General features: G+C 45.0%; 19 protein-coding genes and 1 riboswitch. Of the genes, 15 read left to right on the top strand and 4 right to left on the bottom strand.

What is annotated here, in order from left to right; translation table 11 throughout:
- Positions 1-108: 108 nt before the first annotated feature.
- Positions 109-897: a shikimate kinase gene (locus AC04Q4_RS07605; RefSeq protein WP_119239614.1), complete on the top strand. Its 789-nt coding sequence runs from the start codon at positions 109-111 to the stop codon at positions 895-897.
- 173 nt (positions 898-1,070) lie between these two features.
- Here AC04Q4_RS07605 and AC04Q4_RS07600 read toward each other — a convergent pair whose 3' ends face one another.
- Entirely contained in the window at positions 1,071-1,979 is a 909-nt protein-coding gene (locus AC04Q4_RS07600; protein WP_173737366.1) for a LysR family transcriptional regulator, read from the bottom strand.
- Between the two features lie 286 nt (positions 1,980-2,265).
- Between AC04Q4_RS07600 and AC04Q4_RS07595 the strand changes: the two genes are divergently transcribed.
- From AC04Q4_RS07595 to AC04Q4_RS07575, 5 genes are all read left to right on the top strand, one after another.
- Positions 2,266-3,105 (top strand): TIM barrel protein, encoded by an 840-nt coding sequence (locus tag AC04Q4_RS07595; RefSeq protein ID WP_178773216.1) that lies wholly within the window; start codon positions 2,266-2,268, stop codon positions 3,103-3,105.
- A gap of 113 nt (positions 3,106-3,218) precedes the next feature.
- Positions 3,219-5,144, top strand: coding sequence for an FAD-dependent oxidoreductase (locus AC04Q4_RS07590; protein ID WP_173737364.1), 1,926 nt, complete (start codon positions 3,219-3,221; stop codon positions 5,142-5,144).
- A 144-nt stretch (positions 5,145-5,288) separates the two neighbouring features.
- Positions 5,289-6,170 (top strand): shikimate dehydrogenase, encoded by an 882-nt coding sequence (aroE, locus tag AC04Q4_RS07585; RefSeq protein ID WP_173737363.1) that lies wholly within the window; start codon positions 5,289-5,291, stop codon positions 6,168-6,170.
- Positions 6,171-6,175: 5 nt separating this feature from the next.
- Positions 6,176-7,375, top strand: a complete 1,200-nt coding sequence (locus tag AC04Q4_RS07580) for an MFS transporter (protein ID WP_476388803.1) — start codon at positions 6,176-6,178, stop codon at positions 7,373-7,375.
- 189 nt (positions 7,376-7,564) lie between these two features.
- Positions 7,565-8,947 (top strand): hypothetical protein, encoded by a 1,383-nt coding sequence (locus tag AC04Q4_RS07575; protein ID WP_476388802.1) that lies wholly within the window; start codon positions 7,565-7,567, stop codon positions 8,945-8,947.
- 237 nt (positions 8,948-9,184) lie between these two features.
- Here AC04Q4_RS07575 and aroD read toward each other — a convergent pair whose 3' ends face one another.
- The 3 genes from aroD to AC04Q4_RS07560 form a co-directional block, all read right to left on the bottom strand.
- Entirely contained in the window at positions 9,185-9,946 is a 762-nt protein-coding gene (aroD, locus tag AC04Q4_RS07570) for a type I 3-dehydroquinate dehydratase (protein WP_476388801.1), read from the bottom strand.
- Positions 9,947-9,983: 37 nt separating this feature from the next.
- Positions 9,984-10,862 carry a shikimate dehydrogenase gene (locus AC04Q4_RS07565; RefSeq protein WP_476388800.1) on the bottom strand — a complete coding sequence of 293 codons (879 nt, stop codon included), beginning with the start codon at positions 10,860-10,862 and terminating at the stop codon, positions 9,984-9,986.
- 223 nt (positions 10,863-11,085) lie between these two features.
- Positions 11,086-13,083, bottom strand: a complete 1,998-nt coding sequence (locus tag AC04Q4_RS07560) for an oxidoreductase (RefSeq protein WP_476388799.1) — start codon at positions 13,081-13,083, stop codon at positions 11,086-11,088.
- A 392-nt stretch (positions 13,084-13,475) separates the two neighbouring features.
- On the opposite strand from AC04Q4_RS07560, the gene AC04Q4_RS07555 reads away from it, so the two are divergent.
- From AC04Q4_RS07555 to AC04Q4_RS07515, 9 genes are all read left to right on the top strand, one after another.
- The gene (locus AC04Q4_RS07555; RefSeq protein WP_476388798.1) at positions 13,476-13,979 is read left to right on the top strand and encodes an NUDIX domain-containing protein; all 504 of its coding nucleotides are present in this window, start codon (positions 13,476-13,478) and stop codon (positions 13,977-13,979) included.
- 319 nt (positions 13,980-14,298) lie between these two features.
- On the top strand, positions 14,299-14,664 hold the full coding sequence (locus AC04Q4_RS07550) for a BMC domain-containing protein (RefSeq protein ID WP_119239623.1): 366 nt from the start codon (positions 14,299-14,301) through the stop codon (positions 14,662-14,664).
- Positions 14,665-14,675: 11 nt separating this feature from the next.
- Positions 14,676-15,107 (top strand): BMC domain-containing protein, encoded by a 432-nt coding sequence (locus AC04Q4_RS07545; RefSeq protein ID WP_173737359.1) that lies wholly within the window; start codon positions 14,676-14,678, stop codon positions 15,105-15,107.
- A 19-nt stretch (positions 15,108-15,126) separates the two neighbouring features.
- A complete protein-coding gene (locus AC04Q4_RS07540) occupies positions 15,127-15,657 on the top strand; it encodes a EutP/PduV family microcompartment system protein (protein WP_173737358.1) in 531 nt (176 codons plus the stop codon).
- 304 nt (positions 15,658-15,961) lie between these two features.
- Positions 15,962-17,413, top strand: coding sequence for an amino acid carrier protein (locus tag AC04Q4_RS07535; RefSeq protein ID WP_476388797.1), 1,452 nt, complete (start codon positions 15,962-15,964; stop codon positions 17,411-17,413).
- Positions 17,414-17,416: 3 nt separating this feature from the next.
- Entirely contained in the window at positions 17,417-19,027 is a 1,611-nt protein-coding gene (locus tag AC04Q4_RS07530; protein WP_476388796.1) for an amidohydrolase family protein, read from the top strand.
- Positions 19,028-19,172: 145 nt separating this feature from the next.
- Positions 19,173-19,493, top strand: coding sequence for a hypothetical protein (locus AC04Q4_RS07525; protein WP_173737355.1), 321 nt, complete (start codon positions 19,173-19,175; stop codon positions 19,491-19,493).
- A 132-nt stretch (positions 19,494-19,625) separates the two neighbouring features.
- Positions 19,626-20,099, top strand: coding sequence for a hypothetical protein (locus AC04Q4_RS07520; RefSeq protein WP_476388795.1), 474 nt, complete (start codon positions 19,626-19,628; stop codon positions 20,097-20,099).
- A 169-nt stretch (positions 20,100-20,268) separates the two neighbouring features.
- The gene (locus AC04Q4_RS07515; protein ID WP_476388794.1) at positions 20,269-20,601 is read left to right on the top strand and encodes a helix-turn-helix domain-containing protein; all 333 of its coding nucleotides are present in this window, start codon (positions 20,269-20,271) and stop codon (positions 20,599-20,601) included.
- A gap of 143 nt (positions 20,602-20,744) precedes the next feature.
- A riboswitch (cyclic di-GMP riboswitch) is annotated at positions 20,745-20,820 on the top strand.
- Positions 20,821-20,859 lie beyond the last annotated feature (39 nt).

Raw genomic sequence — 20,859 nt, 5'->3', positions numbered from 1 at the left:
GGTTGAGATAAAAATGGCCAGTTGGTATAATAAGAACAGACACTTAGTTTAAAGTGATAAAGCGATGACGGAAATCCGTGATAAAATGAACGAAGTAAAGGAGATATTATGAACCAGTTAGAAGTATTAAGAGAGAGCCTTGGACAGTGCGATGAGATCATCCTGGATGCACTGCTTATGAGAAACAGAATCGTTGAGGACATCATGGTATACAAGGAAGCTCATGATCTTCCTGTACTGCAGCCGGAGCAGGAGGCGAAGCAGAAGGGATGGCTGGAAGCCAGAATGGAAGGTAGACGCCATAAGAAAGAAGTAAACGATGTTTTTGCAAGCATCACACAGAACAGTAAGAGAATCCAGTCCAGAAATCTCTTTAATTACAACATTTTCCTTATCGGATTCATGGGCGCAGGTAAATCTACAATTTCTGACTACCTGAAGAATGCACTGGCTATGGATGTAGTTGAGATGGATCAGTGTATCGTGGAGAGACAGGGAATGAGCATTTCCGATATCTTTGAGACTTACGGAGAAGAGTATTTCCGTGAGCTTGAGACCAACCTTCTTATTGAGATGCAGTCCAGATCTAATGTTGTAGTATCCTGTGGCGGTGGTGTCCCGATGCGGGAGCGCAATGTTGCTGAGATGAAAAAAAATGGCCGTGTCGTACTCCTTACTGCAAAGCCGGAAACTATTCTGGAACGTGTAAAGGATAATCATGACCGTCCGTTACTTGAGAACAACAAAAATGTTTCATTTATCGCTGACCTGTTGGAGAAGCGTCGTGCGAAATACGAGGCAGCAGCAGACATCGTGATCCAGACAGACGGAAAGAGTGAACTTGAGATCTGTGAGGAGCTGATTCACAGACTTCGTGAGACAGATGCGAATAAATAATCGCTGATCATAAAGCAGAATATTTTTTACATATAAAAAAGGACAGGTGTCCGATAAACCGTACAGAGATAAGGCGGGAATCGGGCAGCTGTTCTTTTATTATCGGATACAAATCGTAAATATCCATTTGATAATGAAGCTTTCGGACAGCAGATGACTGATCTGCCGTCCGCTTAATTGGTCTTATAAAAGATTTCTTTTGAGGTAGTCTCGATCACAAACTTCTTAAACGATTCCACAACCGGCGGATGATAAACATCTTTCAGCATGGCCATATAAAAATTTCTCTGCCAGCTTGGTGAAACAAGAGGCAGGATCTTAAGATCCAGAGAATGAAGGATAGGGATATCCGGGGCAATGCAGATGCCGAAGTCATTGGCAACAAACCCTGCGGCAACCTGATCCTCATCAATCTCAAAAGCAACATCCGGGTACTGGCCGATGCTCTTAAACAGCTGGTCAATGATCTGGCGCAGGCCGCTTCGCTTCTTGAAGATGATCTGCTTGTATGGAAGCGTTTCCTCCAGATGTATCTCGGATTTCTCAGCAAGAGGATGTTCCGGTGGAACGATGACGACCAGATCCTGCTTGGCAACCGGAATAAATTCAATCAGCGGTTCGTCGTCAAATTTGGAACAGAAGCCGATATCGTATTTCTTCTCTTTCAGTCCGGTGAGGATATCACCGGTAAGTACCTTATCACAGAACAGATTGAAATTGATCTTTTTTTCTTTGTTGGCATTAAGAAAGCTGCGGATGATCTTCGGCATAAAGTCAACACCCAGAGTTCTGAGAAAAGCCACATCAATCTGTCCTTCTCCCTTTCCTGCAAGCTGGAGACCGTTTACAGAGGAATCCAGCCGGTTCAGGGTTTGTTCCACATCCTCCAGAAAAGACTTGCCATACTTGGTGAGAGAAACATTCCGTCCGTTTTTTTCAAATAATTTCACTCCAAGCTCTTCTTCCAGAGAAGAGATCGCGTGACTTAAGCTGGGCTGCGTGATGGCCAGAACATCAGCAGCTTTTGTATAATGCTCCAGATGAGCCAGTGTCACGAAATAGCGAAGATGATACAGGTTCATTTTTCAATACTCCTTTCGTAAGTTTAGCTGAATGTTTTACTTCGGACAGATCCCAGGTAAGTCTGACAGACATAAGAGATTTGCCGGGCCGTATGCTGTGACGGTGGCAGTACGGCTGAATCTGTTTTATATAGTATAACATGATATATTGATAAAATCTATGAATTCTCCTGGTACAATCAATTTGTTTTGTATTTAACAAAGTTATATAATGCTTATAGAAAAAAGATACAAAATAATTTAAAAAAAACCAAAAAAATTATTTATATTTTCAGGAGGAATTACCATGTCAAAAGAATTTCCAATTACAATCAGTTCCTGGACACTTGGGGATCAGTGCAAATTTGAGGACCGTGTAAAAGCTGCCAAAGAGGCTGGCTATGAGGGAATCGGCCTGAGAGCAGAAACCTACGTAGATGCCCTGAATGAGGGACTTTTCGATGAGGATATCCTGGCGATCCTGGATAAATATGACATGAAGGTAACAGAGGTTGAGTACATCGTGCAGTGGGCAGAGGAGCATCGTTCCTATGAGCAGAAATATAAAGAACAGCTCTGCTTCCATATGTGTGAATTATTTAACGTGAAACAGATCAACTGCGGACTGATGGAGAACTATTCCGTAGAGTACACAGCACAGAAACTTCGTGAGCTTTGCCACAGAGCAGGCAAATACATCATCGGTGTTGAGCCAATGCCATACAGCGGAATCCCGGATGTGAAAAAAGGATGGGCTGTTGTAAAAGCTGCTGACTGCGAGAATGCAAAACTGATCCTTGATACATGGCACTGGGTAAGAGCAAACCAGCCGATCGAGCTTTCCGTACTTGAGGGAATCCCGGCAGACAAGATCGTATCCATCCAGATCAACGATGTATGGGAAAGACCATATGCAACAACGATCTTAAGAGATGAGTCCATGCATGACCGTCTTGCTCCTGGAACAGGAATCGGAACAACTGTGCCGTTCGTAAAAATGATCAAAGAAAAAGGCATCAGACCAAATGCTATCGGCGTAGAAGTTATCAGCGATGCAAACCTTGAAAAAGGTATTGAGTATGCTGCAAAACATACATATGAGAACACAAGGAAGGTACTGGAAGAGGCTTGGCCGGAAGTATTGTAATTAATATAAGAAACTAATATTTCAGACGAACCCCTGTTTCCGACGTCATACCGGTGACAGGGCGTTCCAGTGAGAGAAACAAAAAGATTGTTTCAGAGGAAAGGAGAACGCATATGAAATTCAATGCGATGTTTCAGCCGATTGAGATCGGTCCTATGACAGTAAAGAACCGTTTTGTTGTTCCTCCAATGGGAAATAACTTTGCAAACACAGACGGAACAATGAGTGAGCAGTCCGCTGCATATTACAGAGAAAGAGCAAAAGGCGGATTTGGCCTGATCACCATCGAGGCTACTGTAGTTCACAAGGGCGCAAAGGGCGGCCCGCGTAAACCATGTCTTTATGATGACTCCACTATCGAAAGCTTCCGCAAGGTCATCGACGGATGTCATGCAGAAGGAGCAAAGGTGTCCATTCAGCTTCAGAACGCAGGTCCTGAGGGAAATGCAAAGAACGCAGGAGCACCGATCACAGCAGCAACCAGCATTCCGTCTGTATGCGGACGTGATATTCCGAAGCAGCTTACAACTGAGGAAGTTTACGAGCTGATCAAAGGCTACGGAGAAGCTGCAAGAAGAGCAATGGAAGCAGGAGCAGATGCTGTTGAGATCCATATGGCACACGGCTATCTGGTAAGTACCTTCCTCTCTCCAAGAACAAACAAGAGAGTTGATGAGTTTGGCGGATGCTTTGAGAACCGTATGCGTTTTTCCCGTCTGATCATCGAGGAGGTTAAAAAAGCAACACAGGGAAAAATCGCAGTTCTTGCAAGAATCAACTGTGCGGACGAGGTCCCGGGTGGACTTGATGTTCACGACAGTGCAGCGATTGCAGCATATCTGGAAAGCTGTGGACTGGACGGGCTCCATGTATCCCGTGCTGTTCATATCAAGGATGAGTTTATGTGGGCACCGACCGTTATCCACGGTGGATTCTCCGCAGCAGAGGTTGAGGAGATCAAACGTGCGGTAAATATCCCGGTGATCACAGTTGGACGTTATACAGAGCCGCAGTTCGCAGAGCTGATGGTAAAAGAAGGAAGAGCAGACCTTGTAGCATTCGGACGTCAGAGCCTTGCAGATCCGGCTATGCCGAAGAAGGCACAGGAAGAGCGTCTTGAGGATATGACTCCTTGTATCGCCTGTCTTCAGGGCTGTGTTGCAAACATGTATGCAGGAAATCCGGTATGTTGTCTGACAAATCCGTTCCTGGGTCATGAGGCAGAGCCGCTTGAGAAAGCTGAGAATCCGAAGAAGGTTATGGTTATCGGTGGCGGTGTTGCAGGACTTTCCGCTGCATTTATCGCAAAAGAGAGAGGACATGAGGTAACACTTTATGAGGCAGGAGATGTTCTCGGCGGAAACATGAGACTTGCTGCATATCCGCCAGGAAAAGGTGATATCACAAACATGATCCGCAGCTACATCCATCGCTGCCAGAAGGATGGCGTTAAGATCGTGATGAACTGTGAGGTAACTCCGGAGATTATCAAAGAAGAGAAGCCGGACAGCGTGATCATCGCAACCGGTTCAAAGACTCTGATCCTTCCGATCGAGGGAATCGATAATCCGGCTATCATCCACGGCTCAGACCTTCTGGATGGCAAGAGAGCAGCAGGCAAAAAAGTTCTCGTTGTCGGCGGTGGAATGGTTGGATGCGAAACAGCTGCATTCTTAGGCGAGCAGGAGCATGATGTAACTGTTATCGAGTTCCGTGATACCGTAGGTGCAGATGTGATCCACGAGCACAGAGTATATCTGATGAAGGATTTCGAGGACTACGGAATCAAGGAGATCACCGGAGCAAAGGTATGCAAGTTCTATGAAGACGGTGTAGAATACGAGACCGCTGACGGAGTACGTCACGAGTCAAGAGGATATGATTCTGTAATCCTTTCCATGGGATTCCGTAACTACAATCCTCTGGAAGAGAAGATCAAGGATCTTGTGCCTGAGACACATGTGATCGGAGATGCTATCCGTGCAAGACGTGCACTGGATGCAACAAAAGAGGCTTATGAGGTAGCTTCCAGAATCTGATCTGCCAGTCGCTGATCGTATTGATACAAAAGAAAATAACTATCCGATAAACCGGACAGTATAAAAATTAAAAAGATGGCCCGACAGACATCGGAGAAAAATAATCCGGTGTCTGTCAGGGGGAAAATGCAGGAGGTAAAAGAAATGGAACAGAGAATTAAAGGAACAACTGGTTTACTTGCACTGATCGGAAGCCCGGTAGGACATTCCGGATCCCCGGCTATGTACAACTTCAGTTTTCAGTACCATAATCTGGATTATGCTTACATGGCATTCGATATCAAAGAGGATCAGGTTCCGGCAGCTCTTGATGCAATGCGTCTGTTCAAAATGAGAGGCTGCAACGTAACCATGCCTTGCAAAAACAAAGTAGCTCAGTGTGTAGACGAGCTTTCACCGGCAGCAAAGATCATCGGTGCTGTAAACACAATCGTAAATGAGGATGGAAAACTTGTTGGACATATCACAGATGGTATCGGATTTGTCCGCAACTTAAAAGAGCACGGTGTTGATGTAAAAGGTAAAAAGATGGTAGTCCTCGGAGCCGGCGGAGCAGCTACAGCCCTTACTGTACAGTGTGCCCTTGACGGAGCAGCATCTATCGCGATCTTTAATCCCAACGATCCATTCCTTGACAGAGCAAAAGGAACTGCTGAGAAGCTTGCAAAAGAAGTACCGGACTGCAAAGTAAGCGTATATTGTCTTGATGATCAGGATAAACTGAGAGAAGAGATTGCAAATGCAGACATCCTTGCAAACGGAACACTTGCAGGAATGAAACCACACGATGACATCACACTGGTCGACAAATCCATGTTCCATAAGGATCTTGTTGTTGCTGACTGTGTATACAATCCGGCAGAGACAAAGATGGTAAAAGAAGCAAAAGAAGCAGGCGTGAAGCTTGCTGTAGGTGGAAAAGGAATGCTTCTGTGGCAGGGAGCTGAGTCCTATAAGCTGTATACTGGACTTGAGATGCCAACAGATGAGTATCAGAAATTCCAGGCTGAGAACGAAGGGAAATAAGAAAAATGAGCCAGACAGGTAAGAAAAATTTAGTGATTACTTCTATCGCGCTGTATTTTACATACTTCATCCACGGAATCGGAGCTTCCATCATGGGCCAGTACAAGCCGGAGCTTGCGGCTCACTGGGGAGCAAAGGCTTTAAGTGATGGAACCATGGATGTCAGCATGGTAGTATCTGTAATTGCCGCACTTGGACTTGGAAGACTGATCTCACTTCCGTTTTCCGGTCCCCTGTCCGACAAATTCGGACGCAGATTAAGCGGAATTATCGGCGTGATCTGTTATGCAGCGTACTTTATGGGAATCGCATTTGCTCCGTCTATGGGAGTTGCCTACGCCTTTGCCATTGTAGGTGGTATCGCAAACTCCTTCCTGGACACCTGCGTAAGCCCGACATGTATGGAGATTTACGTAAACAATCCTTCTGTAGCGAACCTGTTTACAAAATTCTCCATGTGTATCAGCCAGTTTCTGCTTCCTTTCCTGATCGGATTTGTAGCAGCGGCTAATATGTCCTACAGAACCATCTTTATTGTTGCAGGTGCTGCGATCTTTATCGATGGAATCCTGATCCTGTTCCTGCCATTCCCGGAGAGAAATGCGAAAGGTACAGTAAAGAAAGAAAAAACAAAATTAAAGATCACTCCGGCAGCTTTTGCAGCAATCCTCATCGGATTCACAAGCTCATCTACATTCATGCTGTGGCTGAACTGCAACCAGGAGCTTGGAAAGCTTTATAACTTAAGTGATCCTTCCAAGATCCAGTCCTTCTATGCAGTAGGAACCTTTGCAGCAATCCTGTGTTCCTCTGTATTTATCAAAAAAGGACTGAAGGAAATCAATATCCTGATCATTTATCCGCTGATCTCTTTCATCATGCTGGGACTGTGCTACTTTATCCAGAATCCGACCATCTGCCTCATCGGTGGATTTGTGATCGGTTTTGCAGGCGCAGGCGGTGTGCTTCAGCTGGCTGTTTCCACAACTGCTGAGTTCTTCCCGGAGAACAAGGGAACTGCAACATCCATGGTCATGATCGCATCCAGCGTTGCGAACTACACCATTCTGACACTGGCTGGCTACATTACAAAGACTGCCGGAACCAGTGCTCCAAGAATGATCCTGCTTCTCAACATGGCAGTGACATTCGTTGGAATCCTTCTTGCACTGTTCGTTAAGATGAACCGTGGAAAAGAAGCCTGAGAAGAAAAGACGTGAATAACTGTTGCGATTTGGATGAAAATGACTGAATCGGAGCAGGGAAAAATCCAATTCGGGAACAATTCCCGGATTGGACTTTTCCGTTTCTGAAAATGTTTGTTAATTAACAAACTTCCAGAACAGAAGATATTATATATGTATTATCAAAAAAACCGATAAAGGAGAATCGTTATGGCACGTGCAGCAAGACAGCGAAGAGAAAACGAACTGCCCTACATTCCGTTTGGGCCATTTCAGATTCGTTTTCCGTTTATTCACTATAAAATAGAGTCCGTAGAGTTTATCCAGGGTCTGATCCTTGGAGTTACGGCATTGGCGGCTGTTCCGTATCTTGAACAGTATCTGGGACTGCCTTATGAGCTGGCATGGAGCTGTGTCATCATTGAGACCATGCTTTACATGCTGCACAGTTTACTTGGTGATCCGGTAGTTCCGGGATGGATCACACCGACCTTACCGCTTACCATCGTGTTCCTGGAAGGCTTCCCTATGGGAAAAGAGCGAATACAGGCGATGATAGCCCTGCAGATGCTGGTTGGCCTGGTATTCATATTCATGGGCATTACCAAGCTTGCGGATAAATTCGTTCATGCTGTGCCGGATTCTGTAAAAGGTGGAATCCTTCTTGCTGCGCCGGTTACGGTTATGGCAGGTCAGCTGGGAGAGGGCGGCAACATGCACAAATATCCGCTGGCCATTGTTGCAGGTGTAGGTCTTCTGATCCTGATCAGTTTTTCTGACAAGTATCAGGAGAAGAGAAAGAACAATAAATTTCTGGATCTTGTTGCTCGCTATGGAAACCTGTTTCCGTATCTGATCGCCATGGTAGTCGGTCTTCTTGTAGGAGAGCTGGACAAACCGGGACTTGAGATCGGTACCTTTATCAAGATTCCGCAGTTTAAGGAGATCATCAGCCAGGTAAGTATCTTTGGCGTGGGTATCCCGCCGATTTCCATGTTTGTGAAGGCACTTCCTCTGGCACTGGTATGTTACGTTATCGCGTTTGGTGATTTTGTTACAACAGAGACACTTGTTACAGAGGCACGTCAGTCCAGAGATGATGAGTATATTGATTTCAATTCCAGCCGTTCCAATCTGGTCAGCGGTCTGAGAAACCTGATCCTTTCCATCATCGCACCGTTCCCGCCACTTTCCGGTCCGTTATGGGTTGGTATGACAGTATCTGTCTCCATCCGTTACAAAGAAGGAAAGAAAGCCATGAAATCTCTTCTTGGCGGAATGGCGTCCTTCCGTATTGCTACATTTTTGAGTGTGCTGATCATTCCGGTAGTAAGCTTCTTCCGTCCGATCTTCGGTGTTGGTTCTTCTATTACACTGATGTTCCAGGCTTTTGTCTGTGCAAGAATCGGTATGGACTACTGCAAGACAGACCGTGATAAGATGATCGCAGGCGTTATGGCAGCCGTACTTGCAACCCAGGGAACTGCATGGGCATCCGCATGGGCTCTGGCTGTAGGCTTCGGTCTGAATATCTTCCTTTCAAACTGGGATCCGAGAAAGAAAGAGGAGAATGCGATCGAGGATAAAAAATGATCAGAGAAATAACAAAGATATAAAAAACAGAAAAAGAAGAAGTGTGCTGGATGGGTCAGCATACTTCTTCCTTTTGTCATGAGATTTGTTGTTTTTAATTATTATTTTAATAGATTTGCTATTATGGGATTAAAATTGCAAAAATTTGTTACATCAATTGGGTTTAAAAATTGGTTTATAATTTACGTTCTGTTACAAAAAATCTACTGTAGATCCTTTTTATGGGAGGTCACAGGATCACAGGCTTTTGTGGATAATGTCAAGAACCTGTTCAAGCTCGTTGACATTGATCTGTCCCGGTGCGGAAGCTTTTGTAGCTGCACCGAAGGTGAGGGCGGAACCAAAAGTCTCGCCTGTAAGACGGCTGACAACACCTGTACCTGCCATGGACATGGTAATGATCGGGCGGTCGGCGAACTGCTCGGACATTTCCAGAGTGGCACTTAAGAGTGTAAGCACGTCCTGTTTGTTTCTTGGCATAACAGCCATTTTGGGGATATCTGCGCCATAGTCCTGCATCATACAGAGACGGCGCACGATCTCATCCTTCTCAGGAGTTGCGTCAAAATCATGGTTGGAAGCGATGACCTTTACGCCATAGCTGTGTGCTTCCTGAATCATGCTTTTTACGATCTCCTCACCTGTGAAGGCTTCTACATCAATGAGATCTACATAGCCGCTCTTTGCAACGGCCATGTTAAGGGCTTTGTAATCTTCATTGGAGATTGCTTTTTCTCCGCCTTCCTTTGCCGTACGGAAGGTGAAGAGGATCGGAGTGTCTTTTAAAACGGTCTGGAGATCTTTTGCCACATCCAGAACCTTGTCTGTGTCAAAAACGTCCTCAAACCAGTCAACACGCCATTCTACAACGTCTACGGGAATTCTTGCGAAGGTCCCTGCCTCAAGGAGGATATCCTCCTTTGTCTGTCCCACGATCGGGACACAGATCTTCGGTCTTCCCTCTCCGAGTGTGATATTTCTTATCTGAACTGTTTTCATAATAGTCCTTTCTGATACGACAGGAACAGATAGCAGTTTAGTCGTCGTATCTGATATTAAGAATCTCTTTCATATGCTCGATCGGCATCGGTTCGCCGGTCCACAGTTCAAATGAAGCGGAGCCCTGGAAAAGCATCATGCCAAGTCCGTTCATTGTCTTGCAGCCAACTTCCTTTGCCATGGAACGCATAGCAGTTTCAAGAGGGGAGTAAGGCACGTCAACAACAATAAGCTCCGGGCGGAAGTAAGACTTATCCGGAACAACGGACTGACCTTCCAGTGGTTTCATTCCAACGCCTGTTGCATTTACGAAAATATAGCTGTCAGACATTTCTTTTTTCAGCTGGTCAAGATCTGCCAGATCATAAAGAACAGCATGGCTTGAAGTTCTGGTATTGATCTTTTCTACCGTAGATACTGCACGGTCCCAGAATTCATCTTTGCGGTTGAAGATCACGATCTCGCCTACACCGTCAAGTGCTGCCTGGATCTCGATAGCAGTTGCGGCACCACCTGCACCTACGATGGTCATTTTCTTTCCGATGGCGTCGATGTTATTGTCTTTCAGTGCTGCCATAAATCCGATACCGTCTGTGATATGACCTGTAAGATGACCATGATCATTAACGATGGTATTTACAGCACCGCACATTTCTGCTGCCGGTGAAAGCTCGTCAAGGTACTGGCCTACCAGAGTTTTGTTCGGCATGGAAACGTTGGAACCTCTCATTTTCAGAGTACGGATGGCTTTTACAGCATCCTCGATCTCGTCTGCGCCAACCTCAAATGCAAGGTATGCATAATCATAGCCAAGCTTTGCGAAAGCCTCGTTCTGCATGGCAGGAGAGCTGGAGTGGCGGATCGGATATGCCATAAGACCGATCAGTTCGGTATGTCCTGTGATTCTTTCTGACATGGTAATAACTCCTCTCGTTGGTAAAATCTGGATGAAGATTTGTCTTTTTTAAACCTCCCGCCACATAGATCTGAAGAAGCTGCGGACATTCTCCGGACGGCTGCGGGGGAGGAAGACGTGGAAAAACTATGTTACGGATCACCGAGTGAACTGTAACAGATCTATATACACTTTCCGGTAGAAGGATTGAAATGTTCCCGGAAAGGGTATAGCGGAAAAAATATTAAAGGTATCCCTTCTGCTCAAGAATGGTAAGGATATTGCGTCCTTCCTGGGTACCGTCAATGATTCGTCTTGCTCTCTGGCTGTCGCCGATGTTCATGATCTCAACATCCTCAGAAGAAAATTCCTCTGTGAGGCTCTGGTAAAGCTGTCCCTGAGCTCTCATTCCGAGACATACGAAGCCGTACTCAAATGGAAGCTCATAAGGCTCGCCGTCGCCTTTGACAAGGAAGGAAGAATCCTTAACCTCAAGGAGAGCAGTTTTTGTAAGCTGATGTACATTGTGTTTTTTCATCATGGTTTTTGTGTCATTCTTGCTTACCGGGTCAAGATCACGTCCGATCTGATCCATCATCTCAACGATAGAGATGTCAGCGTTTCTGTCAGCAAAGAATTCCACAACATCTAGACCTACAGCACCGCCGCCTACAACAACAACCTTTTTGCCTTCCAGATCCTTCGGAAAATCATTAATGTGGCTGATCATACCAAGAATAGAATAAATATTATAGTCTTCGTTGTCAATACGATCCTTCAGCCCTGTAATCGGAGGCAGAAGCGGAGCAGAGCCGGTGGAGCTTACGATGATATTCGGATGGAACTTGCGGATGTTTTCTGGTGTTCCTTCTGTGTTTTTAAAGATGTAAAGGTTATCAAGCTGTTCTGCACGATGCATGAGATAGTGCGGGAAATCAGCCAGACGGTTCTTTGCAGGGATCTTTGAGATCAGAGATGCAAGTCCGCCAAGCTCATTGCCTTTTTCCAGAAGGAAGGTATTGCAGCCAACCTCTGCGGCTGTACAGGCAGCTTCCAGTCCGGCAGTACCGCCGCCGATAACAACCACATTGCAGTTTTCATTTACATGTTTTTTCTTATATACATCGCCCTCAAGAACAGATGGGTTTACAGTACAGCGGATCGGACGGTTTACACCGATACGGTTTCCGGCACAGCCAACATTACAGGAGATACATTTGCGGAGGTCACACTCATGACCTGTAGCAACCTTGTTTACCCATGCAGGGTCTGCAATCAGACCACGGCCCATACCGATCAGGTCTGCGTCACCGTCAGCCAGGATACGCTCAGCAACCTTCGGGTCACGGACATTACCCATGGAGATACATGGTTTGTTGAATTTTTCTTTTACAGCCTTTGCCATATAGGAACGCCAGCCGTCCGGGAGATAGTTTGCATCGATCTGGTACTGGATGGAACCATTAAGTCCGCAGGAAACATCGAAGATATCAACCTCTTCCTGAAGGTAATCTAGGTATTCCAGAGTATCCTCCAGTGTATTTCCACCCTCCATCAGCTCATCCGCACTGAGACGGAGCATGATCGGGAAGAAAGGTCCTACCTGTTTTCTTACCTCATCAATGACCATGCGGCAGAAACGGGTACGGTTCTCAACAGATCCGCCGAACTCATCTGTACGCTTGTTTGTGATCGGGGACAGGAACTGACTGATCAGATAGGAGTGTCCTGCATGGATTTCTACTGCGTCAAAGCCGGCTGTCTGTGCACGCTTTGCAGCCTCGCCGTATTTCTTTACGATGTGAAGAATCTCTTCTTTGGAAAGAGGACGCGGGATCTCGCCACCTTCTTTGGATGGAACGTCGGATGCGGAAACCGGCTGCATGTTAATTCTGGAAGAAATTGCAGAAGCACCTGCATGGTTGATCTGGATCGCGATCTTTGTTCCATATCTGTGGATGTTCTCACAGAATTTAAAAAGACGTGGCAGATAGTTGTCATGATCGATACGAAGCTGGGTAGTTCCGTTGGAGCCCTGAGGGGAATCGATGCTTGCGTTCTCTACGATGATGAGACCTGTGCCACCCTTTGCACGCTGCTCATAATAATTGATATGAAGAAAACTCATTTCGCCGTTCTGTTCACCGTAGTTGGTGCCCATCGGCATCATAACAATACGGTTCTTGATAGTCATATTTTTAACGGTTAATGGGGAAAAAATATGCGGATAATCATTCTTCATCTGGAAAAACCTCCCTGGTTATTTTAAATAGAATCGTTTGTTTGTGTTAATTATATAACAGAATAATCTATAAAACTAATTCATAATACGGGTGATATAATAAAAATAATCTATAGATTTTTGCATATCATCTTTCAGGCTGCAGGTACTTGCATGCTTATAATATGAAAAAAAGATGTAGAAAGCTGACTGGTTACAGAGAACGGAGTGAACGGTAACAACAGCAACGCTAACTGGGAAATGGTACCGGATCCAGGGGTTTACATATATGATTTTAACGTGTTATCATAGTAAATAAAAAAGATACAGAAAACGGAGAAACGGGCAGGCTGAAACGGATCAAATGTAAGAATGTATTTCCGTGTTCTGTAAAAAGACAGGAGACAGATAAAATGGAATTCTGGGATATTTACGATGCAGATAAGAAACCGACGGGACGTACTATGAAGCGTAATGACTGGTGTTTAAAGGACGGAGAGTATCATCTGACAGTCTTAGGTGTGGTAGCAAGACCGGACAAAACTTTCCTTATTACCAAGCGTGTGATGACGAAAGCCTGGGCTCCGGGCTGGTGGGAGGTTTCCGGCGGTGCAGCTCAGGCAGGAGAGGCTTCCCGTGATGCAGTACTCCGTGAGGTGAAAGAGGAGACCGGACTGGACGCCAGTGAGGCAGAGGGCGGATATCTTTTTACATATAAAAGAGAGAACCCGGGTGAGGGGGATAATTACTTTGTGGATGTTTACCGTTTTGTCATGGATGTGGCTGACGGCGATTTGAAGCTTCAGACAGAGGAGACAGACGGATATATGTTTGCAACTCTGGATCAGATCAAAGCGTTTGCGGCTGAGGGAAAATTTTTGCATTATGACAGCATTAAGAAGGCGTTTGAGTTCTGAGCAGATTTCTGACGGGTTTTCGAACCGGATATGAAAATGGATGTTGTTTTTTGTGGATTTTAATTTTGAAAAACGTTGTTTTTTGCCTTGTTTTCGAAGAATTGTATTGACATTAAGATGTGCAGATAGTAAAATTTAATGTAGGGAAATTGTAAGCCGGATATAAAAAAATCCGGCTTATCGAATAGTCAAGCGGATAAAAGCAAGTCCCACCTTCTGCCTGTTGTTTTTTACAGGGGCAGGGGGATTCCTTGATTCGCTTAAATTGATCAATGGATCAGGAAGATAAATACGAAATTTTGAAAGCGAGGAATCATCAATGGCAGATGAACATAGAGATCAGATCAGAATCGTACAGGAGACCGTAGCCGGTAAGGAGATCACATTTGCTCATATCATGGGTGGTCCGGCACCTATCATATATCAGAAGCTTGGACTGAATCCGCAGGTGGATTATGGATCATCTGCAATTGGGATCATGAACATGACACCTTCCGAGTCTGCTGTGATCGCATCGGATATTGCTGTGAAGAGCGGTAATGTGTATCTTGGATTTGCAGACCGTTTTACAGGAACACTGATCATAACAGGAGAGATTTCCGATGTGCAGACTGCAATGGAGGAGATCGTGGATTATTTCCGTGATACGCTTGGATATGTAGTCTGCAAGATTACCAAGAGATAAGGAAGTGTATCATGGAAGAACGGATAACAAAGGAAGAACTGCTGGAGCGGTTGTTTCATGATGATTATGAAAATCTTAAGGGAAAAAGACTTCGGCTGACCCGTGTGCGGGTACCTGGAAAAGAGCTTTCCTTTGCGCATGTTTTTACACCAAGTGATAAATCAGTCTATGAGAATCTTGCATTACATATCGGTGTTCATGAAGGCGAGGACCACAGAGGAGATGCCATCGGTATGGTCAGAGTCACACCCTGGGAGGCTATTGTAGTTGCGGCAGATGTTGCAGTGAAGGCAGCTCATGTGGAAGTTGGATTTATGGACCGTTTCTGCGGGACACTGATCCTGACAGGCGGTTTTACGGAAGTGATGACAGCTGTGGAGGAAGTGGTGCGGTTTTTCCATGAGACATTGAAATTCAATGTCTGTAAGATCCACAGAAGCTAGAGCAGGACGGGATAAAAAAATGAAAAAAATTTTTCTGATGGGTCGAAGTGAAGCCGGCAAAACATCTCTGACACAGGCTCTTAAAGGGGAAGAGCTTCATTATCATAAGACCCAGTATACCAATACAAATGAAGATACCATTGATTCACCGGGAGAATATGCGGAATCCAAGCATTTCAGCGTAGGACTGGCCTGCTTTTCCTTTGAGGCGGATGTGATCGCCATCGTGCAGGCAGCCAATGAGCCATTTAACCTGTTCAGTGACGGCAGCAGGAACTTTCTCCTGCGGCCGCTGATCGGGATCATCACCAAAGTAGATTCTCCCCATGCCAACATTCCCATGGTCAGACAGTGGATGGAGAACATGGGATGTGAGAGGATCTTTATGGTAAATAACAAGACCAGGGAAGGTATCAGCGAGCTGATGGATTATCTGCAGGATGATCTCCCGAAGCTTACGCTTGAACAGGCGAAATTCAAGCAGAGCATTGGTCTTAACGAATGGGATCCCATGCCGGAAGGGGTGGAGTATCCGGAGAAGATACGGTAAAATAGTAATATTCACGAAAAATGAATAAAAATACAAAATTCAAACGGAAAAAGTAGCAATTCCTCCGGAACTGTGATATACTGTGATCGTTTGGAAGATTAGTGGACTGAAATGTAAGATCCCCAGAGCATGAAGCATAAAGAGGGCAGAAACGGGGCTCGCAGATATATGGTAGAAGAGCTGTATGTCGAGAACACCGGGTATCCGTATCTGACTTCATGTTCTGGGGATTTTTTATATTCTGTACGCGGATTTTCCGAATGTATGCAAAAGAAAAACAATAAGAAGGACAGGAGAGGAAAAGATGTTTGAATTATTTGAAAATCTGACCAACTGGCTCTGGGGACTGCCGTTGCTGATCACGATCCTCGCTACAGGCGTATATCTGACAGTACGTTCCGGTTTCTTCCAGTTCCGCCATTTTGGTTACATTGTGAAAAACATGTTCAGTAAAGAACGCCGTCAGGAAGGCGGAGATGACGGAAAGAGCCTGACACCGTTCCAGGCTATTTCCATTGCTATCGGCGGCACCGTTGGAGTATCCAACATGTCCGGTGTTGCAACAGCCATTGCAACAGGAGGACCTGGTGCATTATTCTGGCTCTGGATCGCAGCACTTCTTGCAATGGTCATCAAGATGGCAGAGGTAACACTTGCTGTGTACTACAGAGAAAAACAGCCAAACGGTGAGTACCAGGGAGGACCGACCTACTACATGCAGAAGGGCCTTGGCGGAGAGAAAAAGCTTCCCTTCTGGAAACTTTTTGCAGTACTGTTCGGCGGCTGTATTTTTATGACATGGTTCATCACCTTACAGAATTATACAGTATCAGAGGCTGTCGGAAGTACCTTCCACCTGCCGTACATCGTGCCGTCACTTCTGTATGTGGCAGCGATCTACCTGATCATCATCGGCGGTGTAAAGAAAGTCGGTGTGATCTCTTCCTATATGACACCGATCATGTGCATGCTTTACATTGTAGGATCTCTTGCAATACTGGTAGTGAATTTTGACAAGCTGCCGGAAACCTTTGGAATGATCTTCAAGGGTGCATTTACAACACAGGCGGCAGTCGGTGGATTTATGGGAGCCGGTGTTGCAACAGCAATGCGTCTTGGCTTTGCCCGTTCCGTATACAGCAACGAGGCAGGCTGGGGAACATCTCCTATGATCCATGCTTCCGCAAAGACAGACCATCCTGTAAAACAGGGACTGATGGGAGCATTTGAGGTATTTGCAGACACCATCGTAGTCTGCTCCATGACAGGTCTTGTTGTTATCATCACCGGCTACTGGAATTCAGGACTTCAGGGATCAGAGCTGACACTGACAGCATTTGAGTCTGGAATGGGCTCCATTGCGAGAGCACTGATCGCGATCAGTATTTTCCTTTTCGGACTGACAACATCAACCGGATGGTTCACCTATTACAGCGTGATCCTGAAGCACTGGCTGAAAAATAATCAGAAGGTTCTGAAGATTGCAGAGAAGGTTTTTATCCTTGGAACACCATTATGGGGTCTTTTGGTCACAGTGCTTACTCTTTACGGAAACGGAACACCGGCGCAGCTGTGGGTAATTGCAGACTTTACAACCGTATTCCCTACATTTGTAAATGTTGCCACATTATTTATCTTAAGTGGTACCTTCTTTAAACTGCTGAAGGATTACAAGGCGCGTTACATGGGAATCGGAAAGGTAGACAAGGATATGGCACTTTTCTACGAGGATAAAAAAGAAAAAGAGGAAAAATAAACAGTGGATACAATTTTTTTTAACGGATGTATAAGAACACTGGATGACAGTGAAAAAGTGGCAGAGGCTGTGGGAATCGAAAATGGCCGGATCGTTTTTGTGGGAACTGATAAAGAAGCGGAAGCTTTTTCCTGCAAAAAACGGATTGACCTTAAGGGAAGGCTGATGCTGCCCGGTTTTGTGGATACACATATGCATATGCTGCATTATGCATTTGTGGAAAGATCTGTGAAACTGTTTGACTGCACAAGTGTTGAGGAAATGCTTGCCGCAGCAAAAAAAAGACTGGAGGAGAGCAAAGGTCAGAAGCTGACCTGGCTCTACTGCAGAGGCTGGAATGAGGAGCATTTTGATAAGCCGCGCTATCCGCATAAGGATGAGCTGGATGCACTTTCAACGGAAATCCCAATCATTATGGTTCGTGTCTGTGGGCATGTGGCTGTGTGCAACAGCTGCGGTCTGGAGCTTCTGAAAAAAATCCCGGAGTTTCCGGAGATTGAGAAGGAAGTTGATCTGGATACCGGACTTCTGAAGGAGAATGCGGTACAGTTTTATTCTTCCGTATTGGAAGCACCATCCCAGGAAGAAGTGGAAGGCTACATCAGATACAGTGCGAAGAAGCTGAATGAATGTGGATTTACAGGTGTACAGTCCGATGATCTTGCCTCCCTTCCGGGAAAAAACTGGCGTCGGATCATGGCCTCCTACAAGGCACTGGATGCCAGAGGAGAGCTGAGTATCCGCCATTATGAGCAGTGCCTTTTTGAGCGGGCGGAGGATGCGAAGGCTTTTATCGAGGAAGGATATCGTACCGGGCAGAGGGGAGATCACTTTACGATCGGGCCGATGAAGCTGATCCAGGATGGTTCCCTTGGTGCAAGAACAGCGGCCATGAATGAGCCTTACGAGGATGCACCGGGAAATACGGGGATCATCACATTCAGTCAGGATGAGCTTGACGATCTGTTTGCTTTTTTTGACAGGCATCAGATGCAGGCAGCGGTACACTGTATCGGCGATCGTGCCATGGATATGGTCATTGAGGCTGTGGCAAAATCTCCTTACCGAAAGACTAATAAAAAAGGCAGACACGGCATCGTACATTGCCAGATCACCAATCTGCGCATTCTGGAAGGAATGAAGGAACAGGATCTTCTGGCTTATATTCAGCCGGTGTTTATTGATCTGGATATGAATACCGTGGAACCGGCTATCGGTGCACACCGTATGGATAAGGTGTATGCATGGAAGAGTATGCTGGATATGGGAATCCATGCAAGTGGTGGTTCCGATGCACCGGTGGTAAGCTTTGATGCCATAGAGAATATTTATTTTGCAGTCACCCGCAAAAATATCAGCGGTCAGCCACAGGAAGGCTGGATCCCATCCGAAAAAATGTCCGTAGATGAAGCGGTGAAGCTTTTTACAAAAAACGCAGCTTACGCTTCCTATACAGAAGAAGAGAACGGAACCATCGAAGTGGGTAAAAATGCGGACTTCGTAGTTATCGAGAAGGATATCTATGAGATCGACCCGGATGAGATTAAGACCACGAAAGTGGATATGACAGTTCTTGGCGGTGAGATCGTTTTTGAGAGAAATACAGAAAAATAATGAAATGAAAATCAGAGTCTGACGGAACGGTCGGCCTCTGATTTTTTTACAGGCGAAGAATAAAGAAGTGGAAAAAGCAGGAGAAATAGATGAAGAGATATGCTATGATAGAATCATAACCTGACGTGATGAAGGGGGAAAGCAAATGGATGTAGCTACTATGGTTGCAATCAATAATCTGAACATGATCAATATGATGACTATGCTGCAGGAAGCAAACAATATCGTGATCATGAATGAAAATGGAAAGGAATGGAAAGATATGGACGGATCATTATTAGAGCAGTATATGGGAAGAGAATGTGTGGTAAGCCTGTTTAACGAGGTCGGCGCGATCAAAGGAAAGCTGATGGCAGCAGATGCCCAGTGGGTGCAAGTAGATACTGTAAAGAAAGGAACACAGCTGATCAACCGGAATATGATCCGTAATATTACGTTTGATAAATGTGGAGGTGGATGGAGATGAATTTCTCTATTACAAACTGCCGAAGATTACCATTGTGCTCATAAAAAGAACCACAGCAGACAGGAAGGGATCGTTAATATAATGTGAGATAAAGAATGGTATGCAAAACGTGATCCAAAAACAGACGAACTTATGAAAATCGCAAAGATATATGTGACTGTATATTATGCGGAAAAAGGTGAACAGAAGCTGCATCATTTTAAGAAGTCAATGGATATTGGAAATGGACATGGCGGTATTGTGAGTCAGTTGAAGCATGATAATGAAATGAAGCTTACAGATGAGTGTTGGATCAATTACCAGAAAGGCAAAGGAAATGAAGAGTTCCAAAAGTATATGGAAGATTTGACAGACATGCAGAATCATGTGCTTCCGTATCTGCAGAGCTTTTGTAACCTGGAAGAAAAAGGTGTGAAGGAGAGAAGAGAACTGCAGATAGCAGAAAGAAATGAAGGAAGAGCAGATGAGTGGGGAACAAGCACCGAAGCGAATGCTGTGGTTAAGGATGTGGGAAAAGAAGATAGAAAACTGACACAGCAGAAGCAGGCGGTAGCTGGAAAAGATAAGACGGAGAGAGGGACTGATCGGGGTGTAAGGACGGTGTAGAATAAGCATAACGAGTCGGAGGTCACAAGCGAAAATGACTTTTGCGGAAACGAAAGTATCTTTATATTTTTTATCCGTATACTTCCTATAATGGGAATGAATACTTGCAAAATTGATTGCTAATATTTTTTCATTATTACAGGTACAATAAGAACATGTAATAGCGGAAATGAGGTATAGTTACTTGCAGGTAGAGAAGTATATTGCGGATAAAATAACATCTTTATGTGAAAAGCGTGATATCAGTAAATACAGATTATCGCAACTGTCTGGAATTTCCCAGTCGTCACTGGGAAGGATCATGGCGCAGAAAAACCTGCCGTCGCTGATCACACTTGAAAAAATATGTGCAGCTTTGGGCGTGACATTATCGCAGTTTTTTCAGGAAGGTAATTCAGAGAATCTGACAGAAGAGCAGGAAGAAGTTTTAAGGATATGGAACGATCTGAATACAAATGAGCAGGAAACAGTGATGTCAATGCTGCGTGGACTTCGGAAGTAGGAGAACGGTTCGATGTATATATCGGCTGTTCTTTTTTTTGTTTTTGAACGTTAAAACGGTAATTTTTTTCTTGTGCATAGTAGAACGTTAAAGTATAATAAAATTAGTTTTTTTTGGCATAAGTTTAAAAGCTATATCTATAATAAGGAAATCGGCAAACCAGATGAAAGTCTGGGACGCAAAGCTACAGGGCCTGTAAAATGGCAGCCAGTTGCATAAAATGAGGTGCACTGTCTGTCTGACGGTGCTTTTTTACGG

It is taken from the genome of Blautia sp. HA8986, from assembly GCF_056504635.1.
This window is presented reverse-complemented; position numbering and strand designations above follow the sequence as displayed.

Bases quoted from the DNA above. Each gene is read 5' to 3' on its own strand.
- aroD (WP_476388801.1), bottom strand. From the start codon at position 9,946: ATGAAAACAGTTCAGATAAGAAATATCACACTCGGAGAGGGAAGACCG.
- AC04Q4_RS07590 (WP_173737364.1), top strand. From the start codon at position 3,219: ATGAAATTCAATGCGATGTTTCAGCCGATTGAGATCGGTCCTATGACA.
- AC04Q4_RS07595 (WP_178773216.1), top strand. From the start codon at position 2,266: ATGTCAAAAGAATTTCCAATTACAATCAGTTCCTGGACACTTGGGGAT.
- AC04Q4_RS07515 (WP_476388794.1), top strand. From the start codon at position 20,269: ATGAGGTATAGTTACTTGCAGGTAGAGAAGTATATTGCGGATAAAATA.
- AC04Q4_RS07535 (WP_476388797.1), top strand. From the start codon at position 15,962: ATGTTTGAATTATTTGAAAATCTGACCAACTGGCTCTGGGGACTGCCG.
- AC04Q4_RS07560 (WP_476388799.1), bottom strand. From the start codon at position 13,083: ATGAAGAATGATTATCCGCATATTTTTTCCCCATTAACCGTTAAAAAT.
- AC04Q4_RS07545 (WP_173737359.1), top strand. From the start codon at position 14,676: ATGGAAGAACGGATAACAAAGGAAGAACTGCTGGAGCGGTTGTTTCAT.
- AC04Q4_RS07600 (WP_173737366.1), bottom strand. From the start codon at position 1,979: ATGAACCTGTATCATCTTCGCTATTTCGTGACACTGGCTCATCTGGAG.
- AC04Q4_RS07525 (WP_173737355.1), top strand. From the start codon at position 19,173: ATGGATGTAGCTACTATGGTTGCAATCAATAATCTGAACATGATCAAT.
- AC04Q4_RS07555 (WP_476388798.1), top strand. From the start codon at position 13,476: ATGGAATTCTGGGATATTTACGATGCAGATAAGAAACCGACGGGACGT.
- AC04Q4_RS07520 (WP_476388795.1), top strand. From the start codon at position 19,626: ATGAAAATCGCAAAGATATATGTGACTGTATATTATGCGGAAAAAGGT.
- aroE (WP_173737363.1), top strand. From the start codon at position 5,289: ATGGAACAGAGAATTAAAGGAACAACTGGTTTACTTGCACTGATCGGA.
- AC04Q4_RS07540 (WP_173737358.1), top strand. From the start codon at position 15,127: ATGAAAAAAATTTTTCTGATGGGTCGAAGTGAAGCCGGCAAAACATCT.
- AC04Q4_RS07575 (WP_476388802.1), top strand. From the start codon at position 7,565: ATGGCACGTGCAGCAAGACAGCGAAGAGAAAACGAACTGCCCTACATT.
- AC04Q4_RS07580 (WP_476388803.1), top strand. From the start codon at position 6,176: ATGAGCCAGACAGGTAAGAAAAATTTAGTGATTACTTCTATCGCGCTG.
- AC04Q4_RS07605 (WP_119239614.1), top strand. From the start codon at position 109: ATGAACCAGTTAGAAGTATTAAGAGAGAGCCTTGGACAGTGCGATGAG.
- AC04Q4_RS07550 (WP_119239623.1), top strand. From the start codon at position 14,299: ATGGCAGATGAACATAGAGATCAGATCAGAATCGTACAGGAGACCGTA.
- AC04Q4_RS07565 (WP_476388800.1), bottom strand. From the start codon at position 10,862: ATGTCAGAAAGAATCACAGGACATACCGAACTGATCGGTCTTATGGCA.